Raw genomic sequence first — 19883 nt, 5'->3', positions numbered from 1 at the left:
GCTTGGATACTTTCCAATCTGCACGCTTTTTTATGAACAAAATAATAATACTCAATTGCTAGTAGCACTATATGCTACATGTCGTTTCTCAATTCGTTCCTCAATTTCTTTCATATTTTCTTTATTATTTAATAGTGATTGTTTATTTTCAATTAATAATTGTTTAAAAGATTTTCTCACTTTTTTTCTCATTTTCATTGTCCTCCTTGGGGGATGGTTTATATAAAGTGAAACTTTAATCAGTGGGGGTTTTCTTCATCCCCCACTGATTATTAGTTGAACCAATCGGACTTTTATGGGCAGTTAATCCTCACCTAACTACTTTGCTGTCGCTGAATTTTGAGGTGGGGGTCTTACTGCCCATTAAAGTGGGATAAAAGATAAAGAATTATCTGGTTGTTCTTATATTAATTGATTGTTGTGAATTCCATTTGAACTTCACATGAAAATGTCGTTTATTTTCTGACAACTTTGTGAACAAAAAAAGAAAGACCGATTCATTTTACTTTTAATCGGTCTTCCGAGTATTTACAACATATTGATTAATATTTCAGGTCTTCCCCAATTCATTTCTTCACAAACGAATCGTAATTTTTCTTCATCTATTGTGTGTAATCCTTCTTCTATTGAACATGAAATAGGAACTTCACAATGAATTTGCGCTAATTGTAATGAAATATTTAAATTCTCTAAATCACTTTCGATCTTCGTACGTTGCGCTTTCGTTAATGATGCCACATTTTCTAGTACAGTTGCTACTGTACCATGTTCTTGAATAAGCTTATATGCTGTTTTTTCACCAATACCTTTTACACCTGGGTAATTATCACTCGTATCCCCCATGAAAGCTTTCGCATGCACGATTTGCCACGGTTCTACACCTTTTTCTTCCATAATTTTCTCTGGTGTATAATACTCGTAATTTCCAATTCCTTTGCGCAGAAGCATAACTGTAACGTTCTTATCAACAAGCTGAAGTAAATCCGTATCACCTGTTAAAATATAAACTTCTGCTTCATTGCAGTATTGTTTTGCTAGTGTACCGATACAATCATCCGCTTCATACCCTTTCATACCGATGACTGGCACGGATAATTTCGCAGTCATTTCTTGTACTAAATCAAATTGCGGAATTAATTCTTCAGGCGGCGCTGCACGATTCGCTTTATAATTTGAGAACGATTCTGTTCTAAATGTCGTACTACCCATATCCCAGCATGTTACGATATGAGTCGGTTCAATTGCTTGCATTGCTGTTAATAAATGTTTCATATAACCATGAATCCCGTTTGTAGGGGTACCATCTTGTCGTTTCATAAACTGTCCGTAGACACTTGTTGCATAAAAAGCACGAAATAATAGTGCCATACCATCAACTAATAATACTTTTTTCATAATTCCTCTCCTACCAAAAAAATAATAACCCCACGTCATCACGTAAGGTTATATAAATAGATTACCATTCTACGTTTTTTCAACTTTGTCTATTATACATTGTTTTTGTATATTTCGCATCATTTACACATTAAGACGTTCTACTACAACAAATATGAAGAATCCCTGAATACGTATTTTTCCCAGTCGAAACTACTACAGCCTTCGCATTTCCACCAACAATATACGTCCCTTTGAAACATACGTTTTCAAGTTCAAGTGGATTATAGTCTTTCATTCTTTTTAAAGGCATAAAACGTTTGCGCTCAAGGTGATAGCAGCTTTCAAATTTCTCAATATTCGCATCGTTTCCTGTTAGCACAGATTCATTTACTAATAAATCATTTGCATAAATAATACGTACATCTGCTGGTACTGTATCACCTTCTGAAAGGAAAATCATATCTCCAGGAACAAGCTCTTGTACTGGCAAATTCATCATTTTTAATTCACCGTTTACACCTGTTACACTAGAACATTCTACTCGAGACACAGTAATCTTCTCACATTGTAATCCATCACGCACATGTTGTTTTGAAAAACCTGGTATCATTTCACTTAGCTTCATCATCACTTCCGCAATACGAGCTCTTTTTGAAGTTAATTCATTTCGGCCGTATACTTGAATGCGTTTTTGTGCCTCTTTCATAGATAATCCGTCTCTTGTTGTTTTAAAATACGCAAATACAGATTTTACATCTCTCGTTGCGATTTCAATTAATAAATCTTTATTTTTTTGAAGCAATGTTTGTTCTTTCATTGATTTTTTACTTAATTTATATGACGTGTTACCCACAGTTTTGTTTGCATATAACATATTATCGTCTCCTCCTTTACAACATAGGAAGAAACGCTTTGTTTCTCAATTTATCCACTTTCCTGTGAAAGTGTCTAGCGCTTAAACATACATATAAACGCTACATGATGATAAATATAAAGGGAGGAACAAGTCGTTTCCTGCCTACATCATATATTTTTGATTTGAAGTATATGGGTAACGGAACCGAGTCAGAATTTGACATGCTCCTCACCTCCTCGTTTCATTTTATAGTTTATACTATGAAATTACGCATAGCTTTGTAACAAAAAGACCTTTACTCTGAAAAGAGTAAAGGCCATGACATACACAAATAAACGATTCCTAATACAATTAGAAATCTACGGACCTCTCCCTCGCCGAGTTTTAGCACTGTATAGCATAGGTACATTACCAGCTACGTTAAGAAAAACCTTAATTCGATCATTCCTGTTGACCCATTGGCGTCTCTCGACATTTTTGGGCAGTAGCATTTCTCTATACAGGAGCCTCACCTAACAGAGACTTATTTTTATTACATAGAAAATGTTACTCTTATTTAAAATAGATGTCAACACTTTGAATGGAATCTTTTCCTTATTACAACAACTCCCTCTCATATACATATTATTTCTCTTTCGACGCATCAAATGAATAAAGCACCCATTTCAAAATTAGTAAAAATAAAAACCTTACGTTTAAACGTAAGGCTTTTAATAAGTTATACAACCAGCAATTACGATCCCAATTGAAAGCGATAAAAACATAAGAAAAAGACCGACTGCTTGATTATCTTCTTCAAGACTTTTGTTTATATTAAAGCGTGGTGTAAGCCACTCAGCTAAATAAAAGACGATAATTTGAGCCAAAATCCCAACCGCTCCCCACGAAACCATATCAAGAAGTGAAATGGAATTAGCTGCTGTCGAATATAAAACAATAGCTAAACCAAGTAATCGCCCTCCAAGTACATAGCTTACCGCCTTATTTCCTTGGGCCATTAGCTTAAATTCTTTTACTTTCGTTGTCACTTCCATCAGGAGAAGACCAATGCATAAAAGGCCAAGTGTTACTGCTAAATATAATAAAAAATTAATCATATACTTTCCTCCTTTTTTATACCTACCGGTAAATAGTACGATTCATTCCCCGTAATTTTTTCCCCCGCACGAATACCGATACTACTCGCTTTTCCAGCAATTAAAAATGAACCAAACACATACGACAATTCCTCCACCCCTTTTTCTGTTTCCAAAGATACGACTGGAAGTTCTGTATACTTTTGAAATATCGGCAGCGACGCTTTATACGTTTGGTGTGCATTTTGAAGCATAATATGTTCGTTCTTATCGCGAATGGTGATCGTGTCTCCTTCTCTACCAAATGAAGGTTTTTGAACGAAAGAACCTTTTCCTAAAAACAAATCCGGTTCTAAAAATGTAGGTAACATATATTCTTTAATCCACTGTTGTTCCTCATTTGTATAAAAAGCCTCTTCTTCTGCTAACCCCCAAATAAGACACTGAACTGACTTGGGCTGAAGTAAAAATGCTGACAATGGATTGATTATAAAAAGCTTTCCGGCTTTTACAAGTTGCAACAATTCCACACCTACCAAATCTCCTGTTTCAGGATCTTGATCCTCAATTAAATCTTCTATTGGATATGTTTGGCGATATAACACATCAATTTGCACTCCATCCCTATCCACTAAAGCATCTTTTGTAATTCTAAGTTCTGACATTGGCACTACTTTATTTTCAACATGGCATAGCTGACTCAAATACATAGTCGTATTCCAATCCTCAATATGTTCATGATGTGCTGTAAAAACAACATTTGGGTTGTCTATTCCCTGTGTCGCTTCCATTACGGCTTTTGTAATACCAGAAGATAGTAATCGTTCTTGATCCGAATTTGGATCATCATAGCCTAGTTGCTCGCAAACTTTCCCATTCATTTGAAAGCATTCCATAATAAAAGTTGGTGTATCACTATTAAATTCAAGCATTTTAATTTGGTTATCATCTGTTAAAACGAAATCAAACCGTGAAATAACAGATTCAGGATATAATCCTTTTATTCTAATGAACGATAAGCTCGCGGGAGGAAACCCAAGTTCAAGAAGCTGGTCATCATTTAAATTACGCAGAAGTCTAGCAGTCTTAAAAAATATTTTCCCCATTCGTTCAGTTGCTAACTTTAATTGTTTCATAGTCTCATTTGTTATAGAGAAAACATGAAACAAACTATACTCACATTCATATAAATCCGACCAAAAATTCGGATGTTTCGAATAAAACTCTTTTCGATCCCTTATGTATTGCGACATGTTTTAGCCCCCAAATCCTCCCTTTGAACCGCTTCCAATTCCACCTTTAAATTCCGCAGACGATTGATAAGATTTAAACGCCGATGAATTTTTGAAAGTCGATTTATTTTGATAGTATCTCCCGCCATAGAAGTAATGCCCACGATAACTTGAGCTACTCTCATCACACTGCCATACCCCAAGTTCATCATCCCAATCCCAATCTGAACAACTCTTATCATTCGGTTTTGGGGGAAGATCTTGCGCACAGCCAAATAAAGTGCCAGTCATTAAAGACGTTACGACACCACCTACTAGCCATTTCGTTTTTGTCACCTTCGCACTCCCCTTTATAAATTCTATTCCTATTATATAGGATAGCATGATAAAGTAGAAGAAAAAGGAAGAAGAGTGATAAAATGCGCTTAGAATATCGACTTAATGATGAAACGAAAAAGTATCCTGCTTTATGGAATTACACAAATATTTCTAATGCTGAAATTATCGCACGCATGACTTGTGAATATTTTATAAAAGATAAAAATACATATGTTGTTACTGCAACTTCTGTAGATCCGGACGGAACAGCAGTTATATATATTCAAAAAGAAGAGTTTGCAAATGACCCTTCAGACCCGATATACTCCCACATCGGTTTTGAAGTTAGAGAACTAAATGAAACGAGTTCAAGCATAATAAATAGTAAAGATGTATGGAACTATGAGGAGATTTTGCCATCTCTTCATTCAGATATTATATATATTCAGCACGACGGCATGCATATGGAGTTTACTTTAGATTCAAGAGAAATTGATGAAGATAGAAAATGCTATATTTATTATGGAAACTTTACAGGTGAATCGAGATAACATGAATATATTTACGCAACAAAAAAACCTTACGTATAAAACGTAAGGTTTTTATATAGCCCCACATATGCCGTTCTCTCTAGATGTCCATAAACCTGCTCTCACAGGTGGATGCTCTCACAAATGTTTGTAACTTCCTTCTTAAAAAGATGGCATGTTAGCTACATTTAAATATTGAACTTCCATATTAAACTTATTGGTTTAAGACATGCATAAGCTACGTACACCGTAGGAATTTTATATAATGTTAGTTGAAATAAGACCCCCGCACGTGCCGCTCCTCGTAAATGTCCAAAAACCCGCTACTCGCAGGTGGATGCCCTCACAGTTACCGTACATCTTCCTCCACAAGGAAGGCTTGATGATGGTCACTAAATATTGAGCTTCCGTATAACTAACATCGGTTTTAGACATAAATAAGTTACGTACACCGCAGGATGTGTTATTTACTTGTCGTTATATTATCACATTGTTTCCAATGTGTAAAATACAAAGTTTTTCGAGCAATCTCTTGCTTGTGACCTTATTTTAATACAAATTATTTTTGCATGCAAGTGATTAATCTTCTTCTTTTGCAATTTGATTTTCTGGATAAGAAATCCAATCACTCCAGCTACCTGCATACAATTTAACATTTTGGAATCCAGCTAATTTCAATGCAATGATATTTGGACATGCTGTAACACCAGAACCACAATATACAATTGTTTCCTTATCTTTCGAAAGATTTTGGAATCGTTCTTGTTGCTGAGCTTCATTCTTAAATTGTCCTGATTGCAGCATACCATCCTTCCAAAAATAGTTTACTGCCGTTGGAATATGTCCTGCTTTTGGATCAACAAGTTCCTCTACACCAGCATAACGCTTTGGCTCTCTGGAATCAATTAATGTAACATCTTTACCTTTACCTGCATCGATGTTCTCTCTAACCGTTTCCATCGTTACAAGCATATGATCTTGTATATTTGCTTTGAATGTCTTTCGTATAACAACAGGAATTTCCGGTGTTACCGGTAGTCCATTCTCTTTCCAAGCTGGAAATCCGCCATCTAATATATATACTTTCTCATGTCCTACATAGTTTAATAACCACCAAAGACGAGAAGCATTTGCACCCGCTTCACTGTCATATGCAATTACTGTCATATGTTCATCAATACCAGCTTGCGAAAGCTTGTCTGCAAACTCCTCAACATTTGGCAACGGATGGCGGCCACCATGTTCTGTTACAGGACTTGATAAATCTACATTCAAATCAAAATATAATGCATGAGGAATATGTTCTTCTTGATACTTTTCTCTACCCCAATTAGGATTCGCTAAATCAAAACGACAATCGATTATACGGACGTTCTCATCTTCTATATGCTCACGTAACCATTCGACTGTAACTATCATCTTTAACGACCTTCTTTCTCTTTCAAACGACTTACATACTCCATAACCATTTCTTTTGTAACATATTTACGCTGCAAGGTAACACCATTTTTTGCAAGAGCATTAATTTGCTTCGTTACAACATTAATGACATCAACCGAAAATTCTTTCCCATTTGACGCAAGTGATACGGCAGCTTCAATAGCCGCTTCACGCTGCGCATCTAATTGTAAACATGCTTTTACACTTTCATTTTGTTTACGAGAATGTGCTGTAATTGCTTTATGTACTTCCATCTTCTCTTCCCCCTAAATAAGTTATACGTTCTCATTCAATTCCATTGCAAGCCGAATCATATCACGACATACAATCCCATTTTCAATAATCTCTTCTTCATAATGCTTCGAAAAGTAATCAAAATCAATAGAAAAAATACGAAATCCACATTTTTGATATAAAGCAAGTTGTGAGACACTAGAATTACCTGTACCAACTTCAAGTTTTGACATACCATGTTCTTTAGCAGTTTCTACCGCATGCTCTAATAATTTCTTTCCAATACCTTTCCCTTGCAAATGTTCTACAACCGCAATATTCATAATTTCCATCGTCTTCGGTCTTGTTTCCAAAAGAACATATACACCGATTACATTATCATCTTGCTTTGCTACGTATGTTAACCCTCTTCGTACATATGCACCAATTTGTTGTTCACTTGGATCAGCAAGTAGTAATAAAGACTTCGGTATAGCTTCTTTTGAAATACGTTCTATTACAACGTTCATAAAAAATTCCCCCTTCTCTATTGTTCTAAACCCTCCTTGTCTACCATAAGTAATAGAAAGGAGGGATTCACCATGGACAACAATGAGAAAAAATGCAACGTCATCTCTATTGATGGAAAGAAGAAGAAGAACGACACGTATGCCTATCCAAAATTAGTAGTAGAAAACAAAACATATGAATTTTCTTCATTCGTCTTATGCGGTGAAACACCGGACGGCAGACGACTCGTTCTTACTCATATGATTTCTACCGATGAATTTGCTGGGTTTGTCAAATCTTTAGATACGGTACTACAAAAGAAAATTGAACGAATCTTTTTTTCATAACGACTACATCACATAAATTTCTTTTTCAATCTCTACTAATTGCTTTTGCAATTGTTCTTTACTTTGTTCATACAGTGATACATCAATCGTTGCAGCCAATGCAAATAATACACTTTCATAATAATTCATCACATCTTGCTGCATCACTTTTTGGAATAAGTCCCATTTTAAATCCCACTCTTGCTTATAATGATGAACAAATAAATCTTTTTCATCAGCTACATAGTTTGATACGAGAGGTTCTAATACAGATTTAGCGTCTTCTTGCATAAAAGCTTTGTCATTCTTTTCAAAAAAGCTTTTCTCATTTTTAAAGTGTGCCAGTGCTTTTTTGAAATCTTTTATTTCAACTGAAGGGAACGGTTCTTTATGTGTAATATCTTTATATTCATATTCCACTGTTCCATTCATAGAAATTGATTCATTTTCTACTTTACAGCTCACCACAATTTCATTTTTAGCACGCTTCATCGTTTCGTCTATCCATTTCTCAAGACGTAATGATGTTGCACGCATTTCTTGTAATAAATCATGCTGAATAAATGCTACTAATTCCATAACACACTGCTGCAACTGCACTTTCACATTTCCGTCCGTTCGAAGCGATGCCGGATTAATAAATTCAGTAAACACATCGTTATAACGTAGGAATAGTCGTTGTTGTACGTAATAAAGCAATTCTTTCACTTCATTTTGCATCGCCTGTTCTTCAGCAAGCACACTATATGATGAAATAATATGAAGTAGTTGATCACGCTCTGCTTCATATTTTTTCGTTTGCTTCTCTTTCTCTTCATTCCCCTGCTTTGCACCATTTATCATATTTACTAACAGGTGATCTGCCCCTTGCAATGCACCATATAAAGCATGAACAGATACGAGCATTAAATCCCTCATCATAAAAGATGTAAATGATTCCTCGAACTTAGCAATCCCAGAATTTTGTAAAATACCGTACTTCTCTTTTCCAATATTTTTTCCTTGTTTCTCTTCAAGCGCACATAAACTTGAAATTGCAAATAAACGTGGATTTCTAATACCGTATTGCAGTAGCTGGTCTGCGATATAACCTTTTACCATTTCAAGTTCTTCTTCAGACTCTGCTAAATCGGCCGCATTAATTAAGAAGAACATTTTATCAAGAGCAAAAGTATCCTTTACACGACCAAGCTGAATTAAAAATTCACGGTCAGCACGAGAAAACACGTGATTATAATACGTTACAAATAAAATAGCATCTGCGTTTTTAATATACTGGAACGCAACGTCTGTATGGCGGGCGTTAATAGAATCCGCTCCAGGTGTGTCTACAAGCGCTACCCCTTGCCTTGTTAAAGCACAATCATAATATAGCTCCATATACTCAACAAAACATGATTTTTCTTCATTCGCTACATAATCAGAAAACTCTTCTAATGTAACTTGTACTTGCTCACCTAAATGTGTAGAAACCGTATCATATCCTTTTTGTACCGCTCGTAAAAAGCTAAATGTTGTTTTTTGCTTCCCAGTTGGTGAAGGATATTTCATAACTTTATCAATTTGTGCTAACGCTTCATCTAACGTAGTAATCTCATAATGAAACAGCTTATAAACAGCTTTCATATCTTCTAATAAGGCTTGCTTTGATTTAAATTGAACCATTACTGTTCCGTGTGGTTTTTCCTCTGTAACCGGCAAAATTTGATTAATCGTTGCCGTCGTCGGATTTGGTGATACAGGAAGTACCTTCTCACCAAGCAATGCATTGGCAAATGATGATTTTCCGGCACTAAAAGCTCCGAATAACGCTACTGTAAATTGTTTCGTTTCCACACGGCGCCTTTTTTCTATTATCTCTTGTTGTACATGTTTTAGCGCTGGCAATGGCTCTAATATCGTTTCAGCTTTCTTCACTTCCTCTAATATACGCTGAATATTTAAAGCTGCCGTTCCTTTTATCTCTTCCTCATGAGCCGCTACGTTATCATTTACAACTTCCTGCTCTTGTAATGTGAATTTCTCACTAACAATTTGTTTTTCACTTTGCAATATCTCTTCTATTTGCAACCCTTCTGGCGTAGCAACACGCTCATGCCAAACATTTTGTAAATAACTTTCATATGTCTCCAAATTGTTACTGTATTGCAATTTTGTTTCTTTTGCCGTTTGCAACATCGTATATGTTTCAATCTCTTCTTCAATACGAGCAACTGCTTCCTTTACCTTTTTCTTTAAAACGACTGCACTTTTATCAAAAATTTGTTGTGCTTTTGTAAAATAACGTTTCTTCAGTTCATTCGCTACATCCGCTGTATAAAGAAGTAAGTAATCACCTGTGAAACCTGCACCTTGTTTAATTACTTCGGCTAACATTTCTGGTCCGAAGGCAATCTCTAGAGCATATATGTCTTTCCCAATTTCCTCTGTAAACAACCCTTCTTCTTTTAAGAAGGCAACAATAAATTCTTTCACATGAAAATCAAGTTGCGTTTCAACCGTCTTTTGCAAAGCTGAATAAAAAGCATCTAAACGTCTCTGTTTTTCTTGCTCAGTCTTTCCTTTCGCAAATAGCAAACCAACTTTAAATTTTGTTAATTTCGTTTCTAAGTACGCATTTGCCAATTCTCTCATTTCAAACGGCATTAAATACGCGTTATCTAATATAGCTTGTAAGCCTTTTATAAATTCGTTTCTCACATGAGACTCTTTACTAGCCTCTCGATGTTTCGTTTCAGTTAGCTCTTCTTTCTTTTCAACTATCTCTGAAATAGAAAGCGGTGATGCTAACTCTTCCTCATATTTCAAAAGAGCTTTTTCATTTTCAGAAAGAATAAACGAGACATGTTCTCCCATTAAATATTCTGTTTCTCGCTCCATTCCAGCTCTTACATACTGCTCTTTTTCTTTCATAATAGAAGTAATTAATGTTTCCAAGTTTCCAATTTCATTATGTGGATGGTTCATCATTCGTAATGAAGTATAATAAACGCCATCCACTTCAATATCCCAGTTAGAGAACGATTGTTTTACACTGTCTCTATAATCCTCAAATGATAATTCATTTTCTTTATGTTTATCTATTTGATTTACAACGAGATAAACCGTTTTATTACGTTGTTTCAATTCTTTAACAAATTGTAAATTCACTTCCGATTGGACGTGATTATAATCCATCATATAAAAAATTACGTCTGCTAGATGCAGCGTTGATTCTGTCGCTAGTTGATGGGCATCATCTGTTGAATCAATCCCTGGTGTATCAACTAACATAACACCTTCTGGAATTGGCGCATCATTTCGATAAATATGAACACCAATTACCTCATCGCCATCTTTACAAATTTGTTTTAATTCTTCTGCTGAATATGCACCGTCATATTCGTACTGCTCTCCAGATTTAATCGTTACAACAACACGATCAGACCCCTTTTCAATTTTAACGACGTTAGCGCTTGTCGGAATTGGACTTGTCGGTAACAACTGCGCTTTATATAGATGATTCATCATCGTAGATTTCCCTGCTGAGAAGTGACCGCAGAATGCTATCATAAGCTGCTCTCGTTTATATTTTCGAATCACTTCAAACAACTTTAAGCTATTCTCTGCATCGCCGTGTTTTTGCCACTCTTCATAAAAACAAACAAGTTTTTTCATACCGTTTGTCTGTACTATGTTTGTCATCCCCTTGTTCCCCTTTATCCAAGATGTATATACTTTCCCCCGCTATTTGCGAGCTCATAATCAACAGGAGATACATCCTCTCATTGATTACCGTTTCACTTTACTATCATACTAAATTTTCAGCATATTCTCATTAAAAATAAAAAATCCCTTTCATTCTTTTTACAAATGAAAGGGATTTTATGTAATATCACTCATTTTGCTGTTCCTACTCCATTTAAAACATACTTTGCAATAACTGCATATACAGCGACTGTACCTGCTACTAATGCATATACCATACTCATGCACCAACCTTTTTGATAATGATTATCACTTTTGAATACATTTTATCATTAAAGAGAATCATTATCAACACTTTTCATAAAGAAAGCTCCTTATAAGAAGGAGCTTCACTGCCTGTTTTGAAAAAGGTTAAAACTTGTTGTGCACTCTTATTATATCTCATCTTACATAACTTAATAGTTAAAAAAAATGGAAATCTACCCTATACCCTCCATCTTACATTTTGTATAATAAAAGGGAATTACTTAACAAGGAGGAAAATAATGACACAAAATATTTCACAAGGCGAGAGGATACACTCCATCGATATTATTAGAGGAATAGCTGTACTAGGTATTTTTCTTGTTAACTGGCCCATTATCGCTGGGATTGACTCACGTGATCTTTCAGGAGTTTACGAGGGGCTAGATAGCTATATCCGTCTATTTTACGATATGTTCATTCAAACAAAGTTTTATACTATCTTTTCATTTTTATTCGGCCTAGGCTTTTACATTTTTATGACTCGTGCTGAAGCAAAAACAGATCGACCAAAAACTTTATTTGTTCGTCGTTTACTTATTTTATTATTATTCGGTTTCTTACATTACGTTCTTTTATGGGACGGAGACATTTTACATAGTTATGCAATCGCTGGATTTTTCTTATTTTTATTTTATAAGAGAAAACCTCGTACTATTTTAATATGGGCAATCGTTTTATTAAGTATTTTTCAATTTCTTATGCTAATCGCTACTATTGGTATTGCCTTCATGCCAAAGGAGGAACTTGGGTTATCCTTACCAATCATGCCACTTGAAGACTGGGTGTCACAAATACAAAATCGTTTCCATGCTTTTTATGCTAATGGAATTGGACTAAATGTATCAATGCTCCCAGAAACAGTTGGGCTATTTTTACTCGGTTTATATGCCGGTAAAAAAGACATTTTCCGCCGCACGAAAGAGTTAGATCCAAAGCTAAAAAAATGGCAAATCATTATGTTTGTTTTAACATTACCGTTTTGGTTCTTTATGGTTCGTTATTTCTTATCAACATCGTCATATGAACCACTTTATATGCAAGGGCTTGCAATGTTTAGCGGAAAAACATTATTCATCTTCTACATTTTCACTCTTATGCGTTTATTACAAAAAGAAAAATGGCAAACATTATTACGTCCATTCCAGTACGTTGGTCGAATGGCATTAACAAATTACATCTCGCATACAATTGTTACATTACTTGTATTCGGACTACTGTTCAAAAATGGTTACCTTGCTCCATTATGGGTAGGACCACTATTTTGCGTCGGTTTCTACACATTACAAATCTTTATTAGCCGCTGGTGGCTATCACGTTATCAATACGGGCCACTTGAGTACATTTGGCGTCTTGGTACGTACGGGAAAATGATGCCACTTAAAAAGAAAAGCAAGGTCTCATAACAGTAACGAATCGGTTTTGAAATACAAAAATAAAAGGTTCAAATCGCATACGATTTGAACCTTTTATCAATTTTACGCTTCTCTTACCGCACTTTGCATCGGAACTGGTTCATCCTTTACTTTCACTTTACGCTGCGGCACCATATTAAATACGATATTTAAAAGTACTGCTGACGCACTTCCAAGTACGATTCCGTTATCTGTTAAAATACGAATGCTTTCTGGAAGTTGTGAGAATAATGTAGGAACGACAGTAACTCCTAGCCCGATTCCAACAGAACATGCAACGATTAATAAGTTTTCTTGTCTTCCAAAATCAACGCTACTTAACATTTTAATACCATATGCCATTACCATACCGAACATTGCTAACATCGCACCGCCAAGTACTGATTTCGGAATGATTGTTGTAATAGCTGCGATTTTTGGAATGAATCCAAGAGCGATTAACATACCACCACAAGTGTAAATAATCACGCGATTTCTTACTCCAGTTAATTGAACAAGCCCTACGTTTTGAGAGTATGTTGTATATGGGAAGGCGTTGAAAATACCACCTAACACCATTGCTAATCCTTCTGCACGATAACCTTTTGTTAATTCTTTTTCACCAATCTTTTTATTGCAAATATCAGATAATGCAAAGTATACACCTGTTGCTTCTACAATCCCTACGCAAGCAACTAGAATCATCGTAATAATTGGCGTTAATTCAAACGTTGGTGTACCGAAGTAAAATGGCTGAATACCATGGAACCAATCTGCTTCTCCAACCGCTTGCAAGCTTACTTTCCCCATAAATGCTGCAACAATTGTACCGAATAAAAGACCTAGTAAAATAGAGATTGAACGAATAAACCCGTCGAAGAAACGATACATAATGATGATAAATAGTAACACACCAAATGCTAATGCTAAGTTTTCAAGACTACCGAAATCCTTACTTCCTACTCCTCCAGCCATATCATTAATTGCTGCTGGAACAAGTGTAACTCCAATTACGGTAACGACAGATCCTGTTACAACAGGAGGAAACAGTTTTACAAGCTTTCCAAATAATTTCGCAAAAATAACAACGAATAACCCCGCAGCAATAATTGCTCCATAAATAGAAGACACGCCGTATTGTTTTCCGATTGCAATCATCGGCCCAACGGCTGTAAATGTACAACCTAGTACAACTGGGAGTCCAATACCGAAAAAGCGATTTGATAATGCTTGTAAAATTGTCGCAACGCCGCACATTAATAAATCAATTGAGACTAAATATGTTAACTCTTTTTGATTTAAACCAAGTCCGCCGCCCACAATAAGCGGAACGATAATTGCGCCAGCATACATAGCAAGCATATGCTGCATACCAAGCGATGCGATTTTAAATGGATGTTGCTTCATCGTTTATTTCACCTCCGCAGTTTCTTGCTGTACAAATGTAACTGCGTTATTATCAAGTGATGCAATTTCTGCTAGTGACTCAACACGAATTCCTTGTTCACGAAGCTTCTTTCCTCCATCTTGAAATGCTTTTTCAATAACAATACCAATTCCTGCAATACTTGCTCCAGCTTGCTCTACTAGGCTCATTAAACCTAAAGCAGCCTGACCGTTTGCTAAAAAGTCATCAATAATTAAAACGCGATCACTTTCATCAATATGATTTCGAGATAATGAAATTTCATTCGTTTCTTGTTTTGTAAATGAATATACGTTTGCAACATACATATTATCTTGTAACGTTAACGATTTACGCTTTCTAGCAAAGATTACTTTTACACCAAGCTCTAATGCAGCCATAACTGCTGGTGCAATACCTGAAGATTCAATCGTCACGATTTTTGTAATGTTCTCTTCTTTAAAACGTTTAGCAAATTCTTTTCCGATTTCTTGCATAAGTACTGGATCAATTTGGTGATTTAAAAATGCATCTACCTTTAATACATCACCAGATAAAACCTTTCCTTCGTTCAAAATCTTTTCTTGTAATACTTTCATGTTTGTTCCCCCTCTTATGCAATAAAAAAACTCCAAAAGCCGCCACCACTCGTTACAAGTGAGAGACGCGCTTTTGGAGTTTCGCAAAAAAGAATGCTAAACAAGCAAGTATATTCGTCCTCACTCATAGTCAAAGTATTTACGGTACTTCGGTAGAAACTTGCAGGCCATATCCCCGCGATTATATGAGTGTTGCTAACTATTTATTTTATAGAAGGATTATAACGCACTTTTTATACTTTGAAAAGTATTTATCAAAAAAACACGTACAAATTTTTAAAAACTACCATTTTCGTTCGAGTTTTGTAAACTCTTTCATTCCAAATTACAATTTCGTTAAAATGATTGGTCCATCTTTTGTAATCACAATTGTATGCTCATATTGAGCTGATAATTTCCCGTCCATCGTTCTTGCAGTCCATCCATTTAAATCTACTTTACAATATCGCATACCTACATTGACAATCGGCTCAATCGTAATTACCATTCCTTCTTGTAGCTCAGGACCTTGTCCTTGTTTACCAAAATGAAAAATTGCTGGTTCTTCATGAATCTCTTTACCAATCCCATGTCCAGTGAAGTCTCTCGCGACAGAAAAACCTTCATTTGCTACATAGCTTTCAATTTCGTAGCCAATATCTCCTACATGATTACCGATTATCGCCTGATCAATTCCTTTATACAAAGCATTCTCAGCTACTAACAATAACTTTTCTGCTTCATCAGAAACTTTTCCAATTCTATACGTCCAAGCAGAATCTGAAAGACCACCATTTAAGTTTACTACCATATCAATTGTTACAATATCACCCTCAGTTAAAGGACTATCGGTCGGAAATGCATGACACATTTCATCGTTTACAGATGCACATATCGCATATGGATATCCGTTGTACCCTTTCTGCTCAGACGTTGCACCATGCTGTTCTAAATATGCTTCCACAAACGTATCAATTTCTTTTGTTGTAATACCTGGTTTCATCATTTTCGCAATTTCTCTATGACATGAAGCAAGTAATTTTCCAGATTCATGCATTAAATCTATTTCATTTTTCGTTTTAATTGTAATCATGCTTATCTCTACCTTCCTTGCTAGACCTACTATTTGCTACTAAATTTCAATGATACACATACTCTTCCAACACTTTCAATTAATATTACATCTAGTATTTTTAGTTGATGTTTACTTATAAACAAAGTATATTGTTACTATACTATTAAAAGGAGGATTGTTAAAGATGATGCACGCAGGAAGACTACGTCAGCAAACTTTGAACAATAAGTAACTTAATATGTTCAAAGGCTCTGTTTTCATAAAGCAGAGTAAACGGGATTAGTCTGCACATTTTTAATAATCTTCAACGGAAGAGTACACTTTCCACATGGAGAAAGGCAGATATACATCTGTCTTTTTTTCGTATATTTTTCATACAAAGAGAGACGTTTATTCCTTATATCCTCGTTTACTCTTAACCACAGACAGAAGCCCGTCTGTGGTTTTTTTATGATTACATTTCTTTAATCATATTGATGTATTTAGGATGATTAGTAACAGAAAACGTATAACAGCATTAAAATCAGAATAAACAATTGGAGGAAATAAAAATGACTACACTTAAAGTGAAACAATTAGCAAATAAAAAAGGACTAAATATTTTAGAAGATTCAATAGAAATCAATGAATCTGGCGTTGACTTTCAAGTAGCGCACGTTACAGAACAAAACGGAGATAAATGGATACTAAGAATTCCTCGTAGACCAGAATCCATGAGACATGCTCTACAAGAAAAAGAAGCGTTAGAAATTATGAAAAAACATGCAGCATTCCAAGTTCCTAATTGGTCTATATTTTCTGAAGAACTAATTGCTTATAAACAACTAAGTGGCTTTCCTGCTGCTACTATCGATATAGAACAACAAAGATATGTATGGAACTTTAATGAAAAGAATGTACCAATCGAATACTATATTTCATTAGGAAAAGTTCTAGCGAATGTACATTCATTACCTCAGCAAAAATTTAATAATATAGGTGTTGAAATTCTTACTGCTAATGAATTAAGAACTTCTATGAAACAAAGGATGAATCGAGTGAAGGAACAATACCATATTAATCAAAACTTATGGGATCGTTGGCAAGCATGGCTAGCTGAAGATTCTTTTTGGCCATCTCACGTGGGAGTAAAGCATGGGGATATACATCCAGGTCATATTCTGATTGATAAGAAAAATAATGTAACTGGTTTAATTGATTGGACAGAAGTAGGGATAGGTGATGTATCTATAGATTTCACATCGCATTATCTACTCTTTGGGAAAGATGGATTAACAAAGTTAATTCACTCTTATGACAACGCTGGCGGTAAAACTTGGTCAAGAATGGACGAACATATTATCGAACTTCTAACAACAAGTAGCATCACTGTTGCTGAATACGCTCAAGTATCAGGTTTGAAAGACATGCATGAAGCAGCTATACACATGCTAGCAACTGAAGGTTAATACAGTTGCTAAAAAAACATTAAACTAAAAAACAGAAGAACTCTCTTCTGTTTTTTAGTTATTTTTACATATATAATTCATTTTCAAAAATTCAAAACAACTACCATTTGTTTTCTGTATAAACGTTCCAACTGCTTCAAACCCTGCCCTTTTATACACTTTAATTGCTCTTTTATTAAATGTAGCTACTGATAGTGTTATATAATTACATCCATATTTTTCTTCACTAAAAGCTAGTATAGCATTTATGAACTGTAAACCAAATCCATTCCCAGTTATATTAGGTCTCATTCCAAGACCTATATCAACCGTTCCACCAGTTATTTTACAAACAGTAAAATAACCAATGAGAGTGCCATTTTCCTTCACAGAAAATGTATGATTCCCTCTACTCTCATCATGTAAAAATTCGGCTAAATCTTCTTCATCTGCCTCTATATCGTAAAAAGAATATTTCCCTTCATAATGCCAGTTGTATGCAATTTCTTCTGCTTCTTCTTGCGTCATTACTGTATATGTATAGTCCATTCTCCCACCCCCTTAAAAAAAGAGCTGCAATTAAGCAGCCCTTTTTTATAACTCGTAAATCTCTCTATACTTCGCTTCTAAATAATCTGCTAAGTAATTTGCATTCAATCCTTCACCTGTTACATCTTCTAAAATTTCAAGTGGCTTTTTCGTTTTACCGTATTGGTGAATGTTTTCTGTTAACCATTCACGAATTGGCGTTACGTTTCCTTCTTCTAATAATGCATCAAAGTTCGGAATATCTTTTACCATTCTTTGCTTAAATTGCGCTGCATACATATAACCAAGCGCATAAGATGGGAAGTATCCAAATGAACCACCAGCCCAGTGAACATCTTGTAATACGCCTTGTGCATCGTTAGCCGGACGAATTCCTAAATATGCTTCCATCTTATCGTTCCAAGCCGCTGGTAAATCCTTCACTTGTAATGTGCCATCAAATAACTCTTTCTCAAGTTCATAACGAACCATAACGTGAAGCGGATATGTAAGCTCATCTGCTTCTATGCGAATAAATGAAGGCTTCGATTCATTTATTGCATCATAAAACTCATCTACTGATATATCATTGAATTGACCATTGCTATACTCTTTTAATAAATCATAATTTTTCTTCCAGAATGATTTATTACGACCGATAAAGTTCTCAAAGAATAATGATTGTGACTCATGAATACCCATAGATGTTCCACTACATAGCGGTGTACCTTCAAATTTCTCTGCAATATTTTGTTCATATACAGCATGACCACATTCATGAATTGTTCCAAACACAGCCATACGGAAATCTTTTTCGTCATAGCGCGTTGTAATACGAACATCTCCTCTATTTAATGTGATCTCGAAAGGATGTACGGTTTCATCAAGACGACCTGCTTCAAAGTCATAATTTAATTGCTTTAATAACTCTAATGTAAAGTTTTTTTGTTTTTCTTTTGAAAAATGTTCTGATAAAGCACTTGTCTTTAATCTCTTTTGCGAATCCGATATTTCTTTTACGAGCGGTACGATACGCTCACGAAGTTGACCAAATACGTGGTCTAACACCTCTACTGTAATGCCCGGCTCATACATATCTAATAATGTATTATATTTATATGTTTCATAACCCCAATATGTAATGAATTTCTTTTTAAATTCAACTATTTGTTCTAAATACGGACGGAACATTTCGAAATCAGATTTTTCGCGAGCTTCTTCCCACACACTTTCCGCTTTCGCTTCTAATTTCACATATGCTTCATATTCCGCTTGTGGAATTTTCTTATTTCTATCATATTCTTTACGGCACTCTTCCACCATTTTCTTCGTCGTTTCAGAAAGTTTATCTTCACTTATTAAAGATTCAAGCTCTGTTAAATAGTTTCCCATTTCATCTGAAGTCGACATAGCAAACACTTCTGATGAAAGCATGCCAATTACTTCTGAACGCTGGTCTACACCTTTTTTAGGCGCACCTGTTCTTAAGTCCCAAAACATTAAGCTTAACGCTTCTCCGTAATTTTGTATCTTCTTTACATATGTTAAAAATTGCTTTTCTACTTCATATGTAGCTACTGTCATCGTATAAAAACCTCCTTTTTCTAC

The 19883-nt window shown here is 35.2% G+C and carries 19 protein-coding genes, 2 other RNA genes and 2 riboswitches; of the genes, 4 read left to right on the top strand and 17 right to left on the bottom strand.

Annotated elements, in window-relative coordinates:
* Positions 1-51: 51 nt before the first annotated feature.
* From ACVWY7_RS13620 to ACVWY7_RS13595, 6 genes are all read right to left on the bottom strand, one after another.
* Positions 52-192, bottom strand: coding sequence for an FbpB family small basic protein (locus ACVWY7_RS13620; RefSeq protein ID WP_001228046.1), 141 nt, complete (start codon positions 190-192; stop codon positions 52-54).
* 336 nt (positions 193-528) lie between these two features.
* Complete coding sequence (locus ACVWY7_RS13615; RefSeq protein ID WP_000757051.1) at positions 529-1395, bottom strand: 5'-3' exonuclease; 867 nt, start codon at positions 1393-1395, stop codon at positions 529-531.
* Between the two features lie 130 nt (positions 1396-1525).
* Positions 1526-2251 carry a P-type ATPase gene (locus ACVWY7_RS13610; protein WP_000964960.1) on the bottom strand — a complete coding sequence of 242 codons (726 nt, stop codon included), beginning with the start codon at positions 2249-2251 and terminating at the stop codon, positions 1526-1528.
* Between the two features lie 343 nt (positions 2252-2594).
* Positions 2595-2760: riboswitch (M-box (ykoK) riboswitch) on the bottom strand.
* Positions 2761-2943: 183 nt separating this feature from the next.
* Positions 2944-3330, bottom strand: coding sequence for a DUF350 domain-containing protein (locus ACVWY7_RS13605; RefSeq protein WP_000606864.1), 387 nt, complete (start codon positions 3328-3330; stop codon positions 2944-2946).
* Entirely contained in the window at positions 3327-4562 is a 1236-nt protein-coding gene (locus ACVWY7_RS13600; RefSeq protein ID WP_073522642.1) for a glutathionylspermidine synthase family protein, read from the bottom strand. Before ACVWY7_RS13600 ends, ACVWY7_RS13605 begins: the two co-directional genes overlap by 4 nt.
* Positions 4563-4565: 3 nt before the next feature.
* A complete protein-coding gene (locus tag ACVWY7_RS13595; RefSeq protein WP_000169023.1) occupies positions 4566-4877 on the bottom strand; it encodes a hypothetical protein in 312 nt (103 codons plus the stop codon).
* A gap of 83 nt (positions 4878-4960) precedes the next feature.
* On the opposite strand from ACVWY7_RS13595, the gene ACVWY7_RS13590 reads away from it, so the two are divergent.
* Positions 4961-5410 carry a hypothetical protein gene (locus ACVWY7_RS13590; RefSeq protein WP_001235534.1) on the top strand — a complete coding sequence of 150 codons (450 nt, stop codon included), beginning with the start codon at positions 4961-4963 and terminating at the stop codon, positions 5408-5410.
* Positions 5411-5464: 54 nt separating this feature from the next.
* Here ACVWY7_RS13590 and ssrS (ACVWY7_RS13585) read toward each other — a convergent pair.
* The 5 genes from ssrS (ACVWY7_RS13585) to ACVWY7_RS13565 form a co-directional block, all read right to left on the bottom strand.
* Positions 5465-5648, bottom strand: a non-coding RNA gene (gene ssrS / locus ACVWY7_RS13585) — 6S RNA.
* A 21-nt stretch (positions 5649-5669) separates the two neighbouring features.
* A non-coding RNA gene (ssrS, locus tag ACVWY7_RS13580) (6S RNA) lies at positions 5670-5852 on the bottom strand.
* Positions 5853-5968: 116 nt separating this feature from the next.
* A complete protein-coding gene (locus tag ACVWY7_RS13575) occupies positions 5969-6808 on the bottom strand; it encodes a sulfurtransferase (protein ID WP_000637570.1) in 840 nt (279 codons plus the stop codon).
* Positions 6809-6810: 2 nt separating this feature from the next.
* Entirely contained in the window at positions 6811-7083 is a 273-nt protein-coding gene (locus ACVWY7_RS13570; protein WP_000451813.1) for a YpbS family protein, read from the bottom strand.
* A 21-nt stretch (positions 7084-7104) separates the two neighbouring features.
* Positions 7105-7572, bottom strand: coding sequence for a GNAT family N-acetyltransferase (locus ACVWY7_RS13565; protein ID WP_001103517.1), 468 nt, complete (start codon positions 7570-7572; stop codon positions 7105-7107).
* 72 nt (positions 7573-7644) lie between these two features.
* Here ACVWY7_RS13565 and ACVWY7_RS13560 point away from each other — a divergent pair, with 72 nt between their 5' ends.
* A complete protein-coding gene (locus tag ACVWY7_RS13560; RefSeq protein WP_105989089.1) occupies positions 7645-7899 on the top strand; it encodes a DUF3931 domain-containing protein in 255 nt (84 codons plus the stop codon).
* Positions 7900-7902: 3 nt separating this feature from the next.
* On the opposite strand, the gene ACVWY7_RS13555 is transcribed toward ACVWY7_RS13560, so the two are convergent.
* Positions 7903-11562 carry a dynamin family protein gene (locus ACVWY7_RS13555; RefSeq protein WP_326969215.1) on the bottom strand — a complete coding sequence of 1220 codons (3660 nt, stop codon included), beginning with the start codon at positions 11560-11562 and terminating at the stop codon, positions 7903-7905.
* Between the two features lie 548 nt (positions 11563-12110).
* Here ACVWY7_RS13555 and ACVWY7_RS13550 point away from each other — a divergent pair.
* Positions 12111-13274 carry a DUF418 domain-containing protein gene (locus ACVWY7_RS13550; RefSeq protein ID WP_000193081.1) on the top strand — a complete coding sequence of 388 codons (1164 nt, stop codon included), beginning with the start codon at positions 12111-12113 and terminating at the stop codon, positions 13272-13274.
* A gap of 72 nt (positions 13275-13346) precedes the next feature.
* On the opposite strand, the gene pbuX is transcribed toward ACVWY7_RS13550, so the two are convergent.
* The 3 genes from pbuX to ACVWY7_RS13535 form a co-directional block, all read right to left on the bottom strand.
* Entirely contained in the window at positions 13347-14669 is a 1323-nt protein-coding gene (gene pbuX, locus ACVWY7_RS13545) for a xanthine permease PbuX (protein ID WP_000809214.1), read from the bottom strand.
* Between the two features lie 3 nt (positions 14670-14672).
* Entirely contained in the window at positions 14673-15266 is a 594-nt protein-coding gene (locus tag ACVWY7_RS13540) for a xanthine phosphoribosyltransferase (protein ID WP_000866485.1), read from the bottom strand.
* Positions 15267-15373: 107 nt separating this feature from the next.
* Positions 15374-15475: riboswitch (purine riboswitch) on the bottom strand.
* Positions 15476-15591: 116 nt separating this feature from the next.
* Positions 15592-16338 carry a type I methionyl aminopeptidase gene (locus tag ACVWY7_RS13535; protein ID WP_000628438.1) on the bottom strand — a complete coding sequence of 249 codons (747 nt, stop codon included), beginning with the start codon at positions 16336-16338 and terminating at the stop codon, positions 15592-15594.
* A 533-nt stretch (positions 16339-16871) separates the two neighbouring features.
* On the opposite strand from ACVWY7_RS13535, the gene mphL reads away from it, so the two are divergent.
* Positions 16872-17768, top strand: coding sequence for a macrolide 2'-phosphotransferase MphL (gene mphL, locus ACVWY7_RS13530; RefSeq protein WP_000209423.1), 897 nt, complete (start codon positions 16872-16874; stop codon positions 17766-17768).
* Positions 17769-17822: 54 nt separating this feature from the next.
* On the opposite strand, the gene ACVWY7_RS13525 is transcribed toward mphL, so the two are convergent.
* Both ACVWY7_RS13525 and ypwA read right to left on the bottom strand, forming a co-directional pair.
* On the bottom strand, positions 17823-18296 hold the full coding sequence (locus ACVWY7_RS13525; protein ID WP_000386781.1) for a GNAT family N-acetyltransferase: 474 nt from the start codon (positions 18294-18296) through the stop codon (positions 17823-17825).
* Between the two features lie 45 nt (positions 18297-18341).
* A complete protein-coding gene (ypwA, locus tag ACVWY7_RS13520) occupies positions 18342-19859 on the bottom strand; it encodes a carboxypeptidase (protein WP_326969213.1) in 1518 nt (505 codons plus the stop codon).
* Between the last annotated feature and the right edge of the window lie 24 nt (positions 19860-19883).

Source organism: Bacillus sp. TE9106W (assembly GCF_054062215.1).
This window is presented reverse-complemented; position numbering and strand designations above follow the sequence as displayed.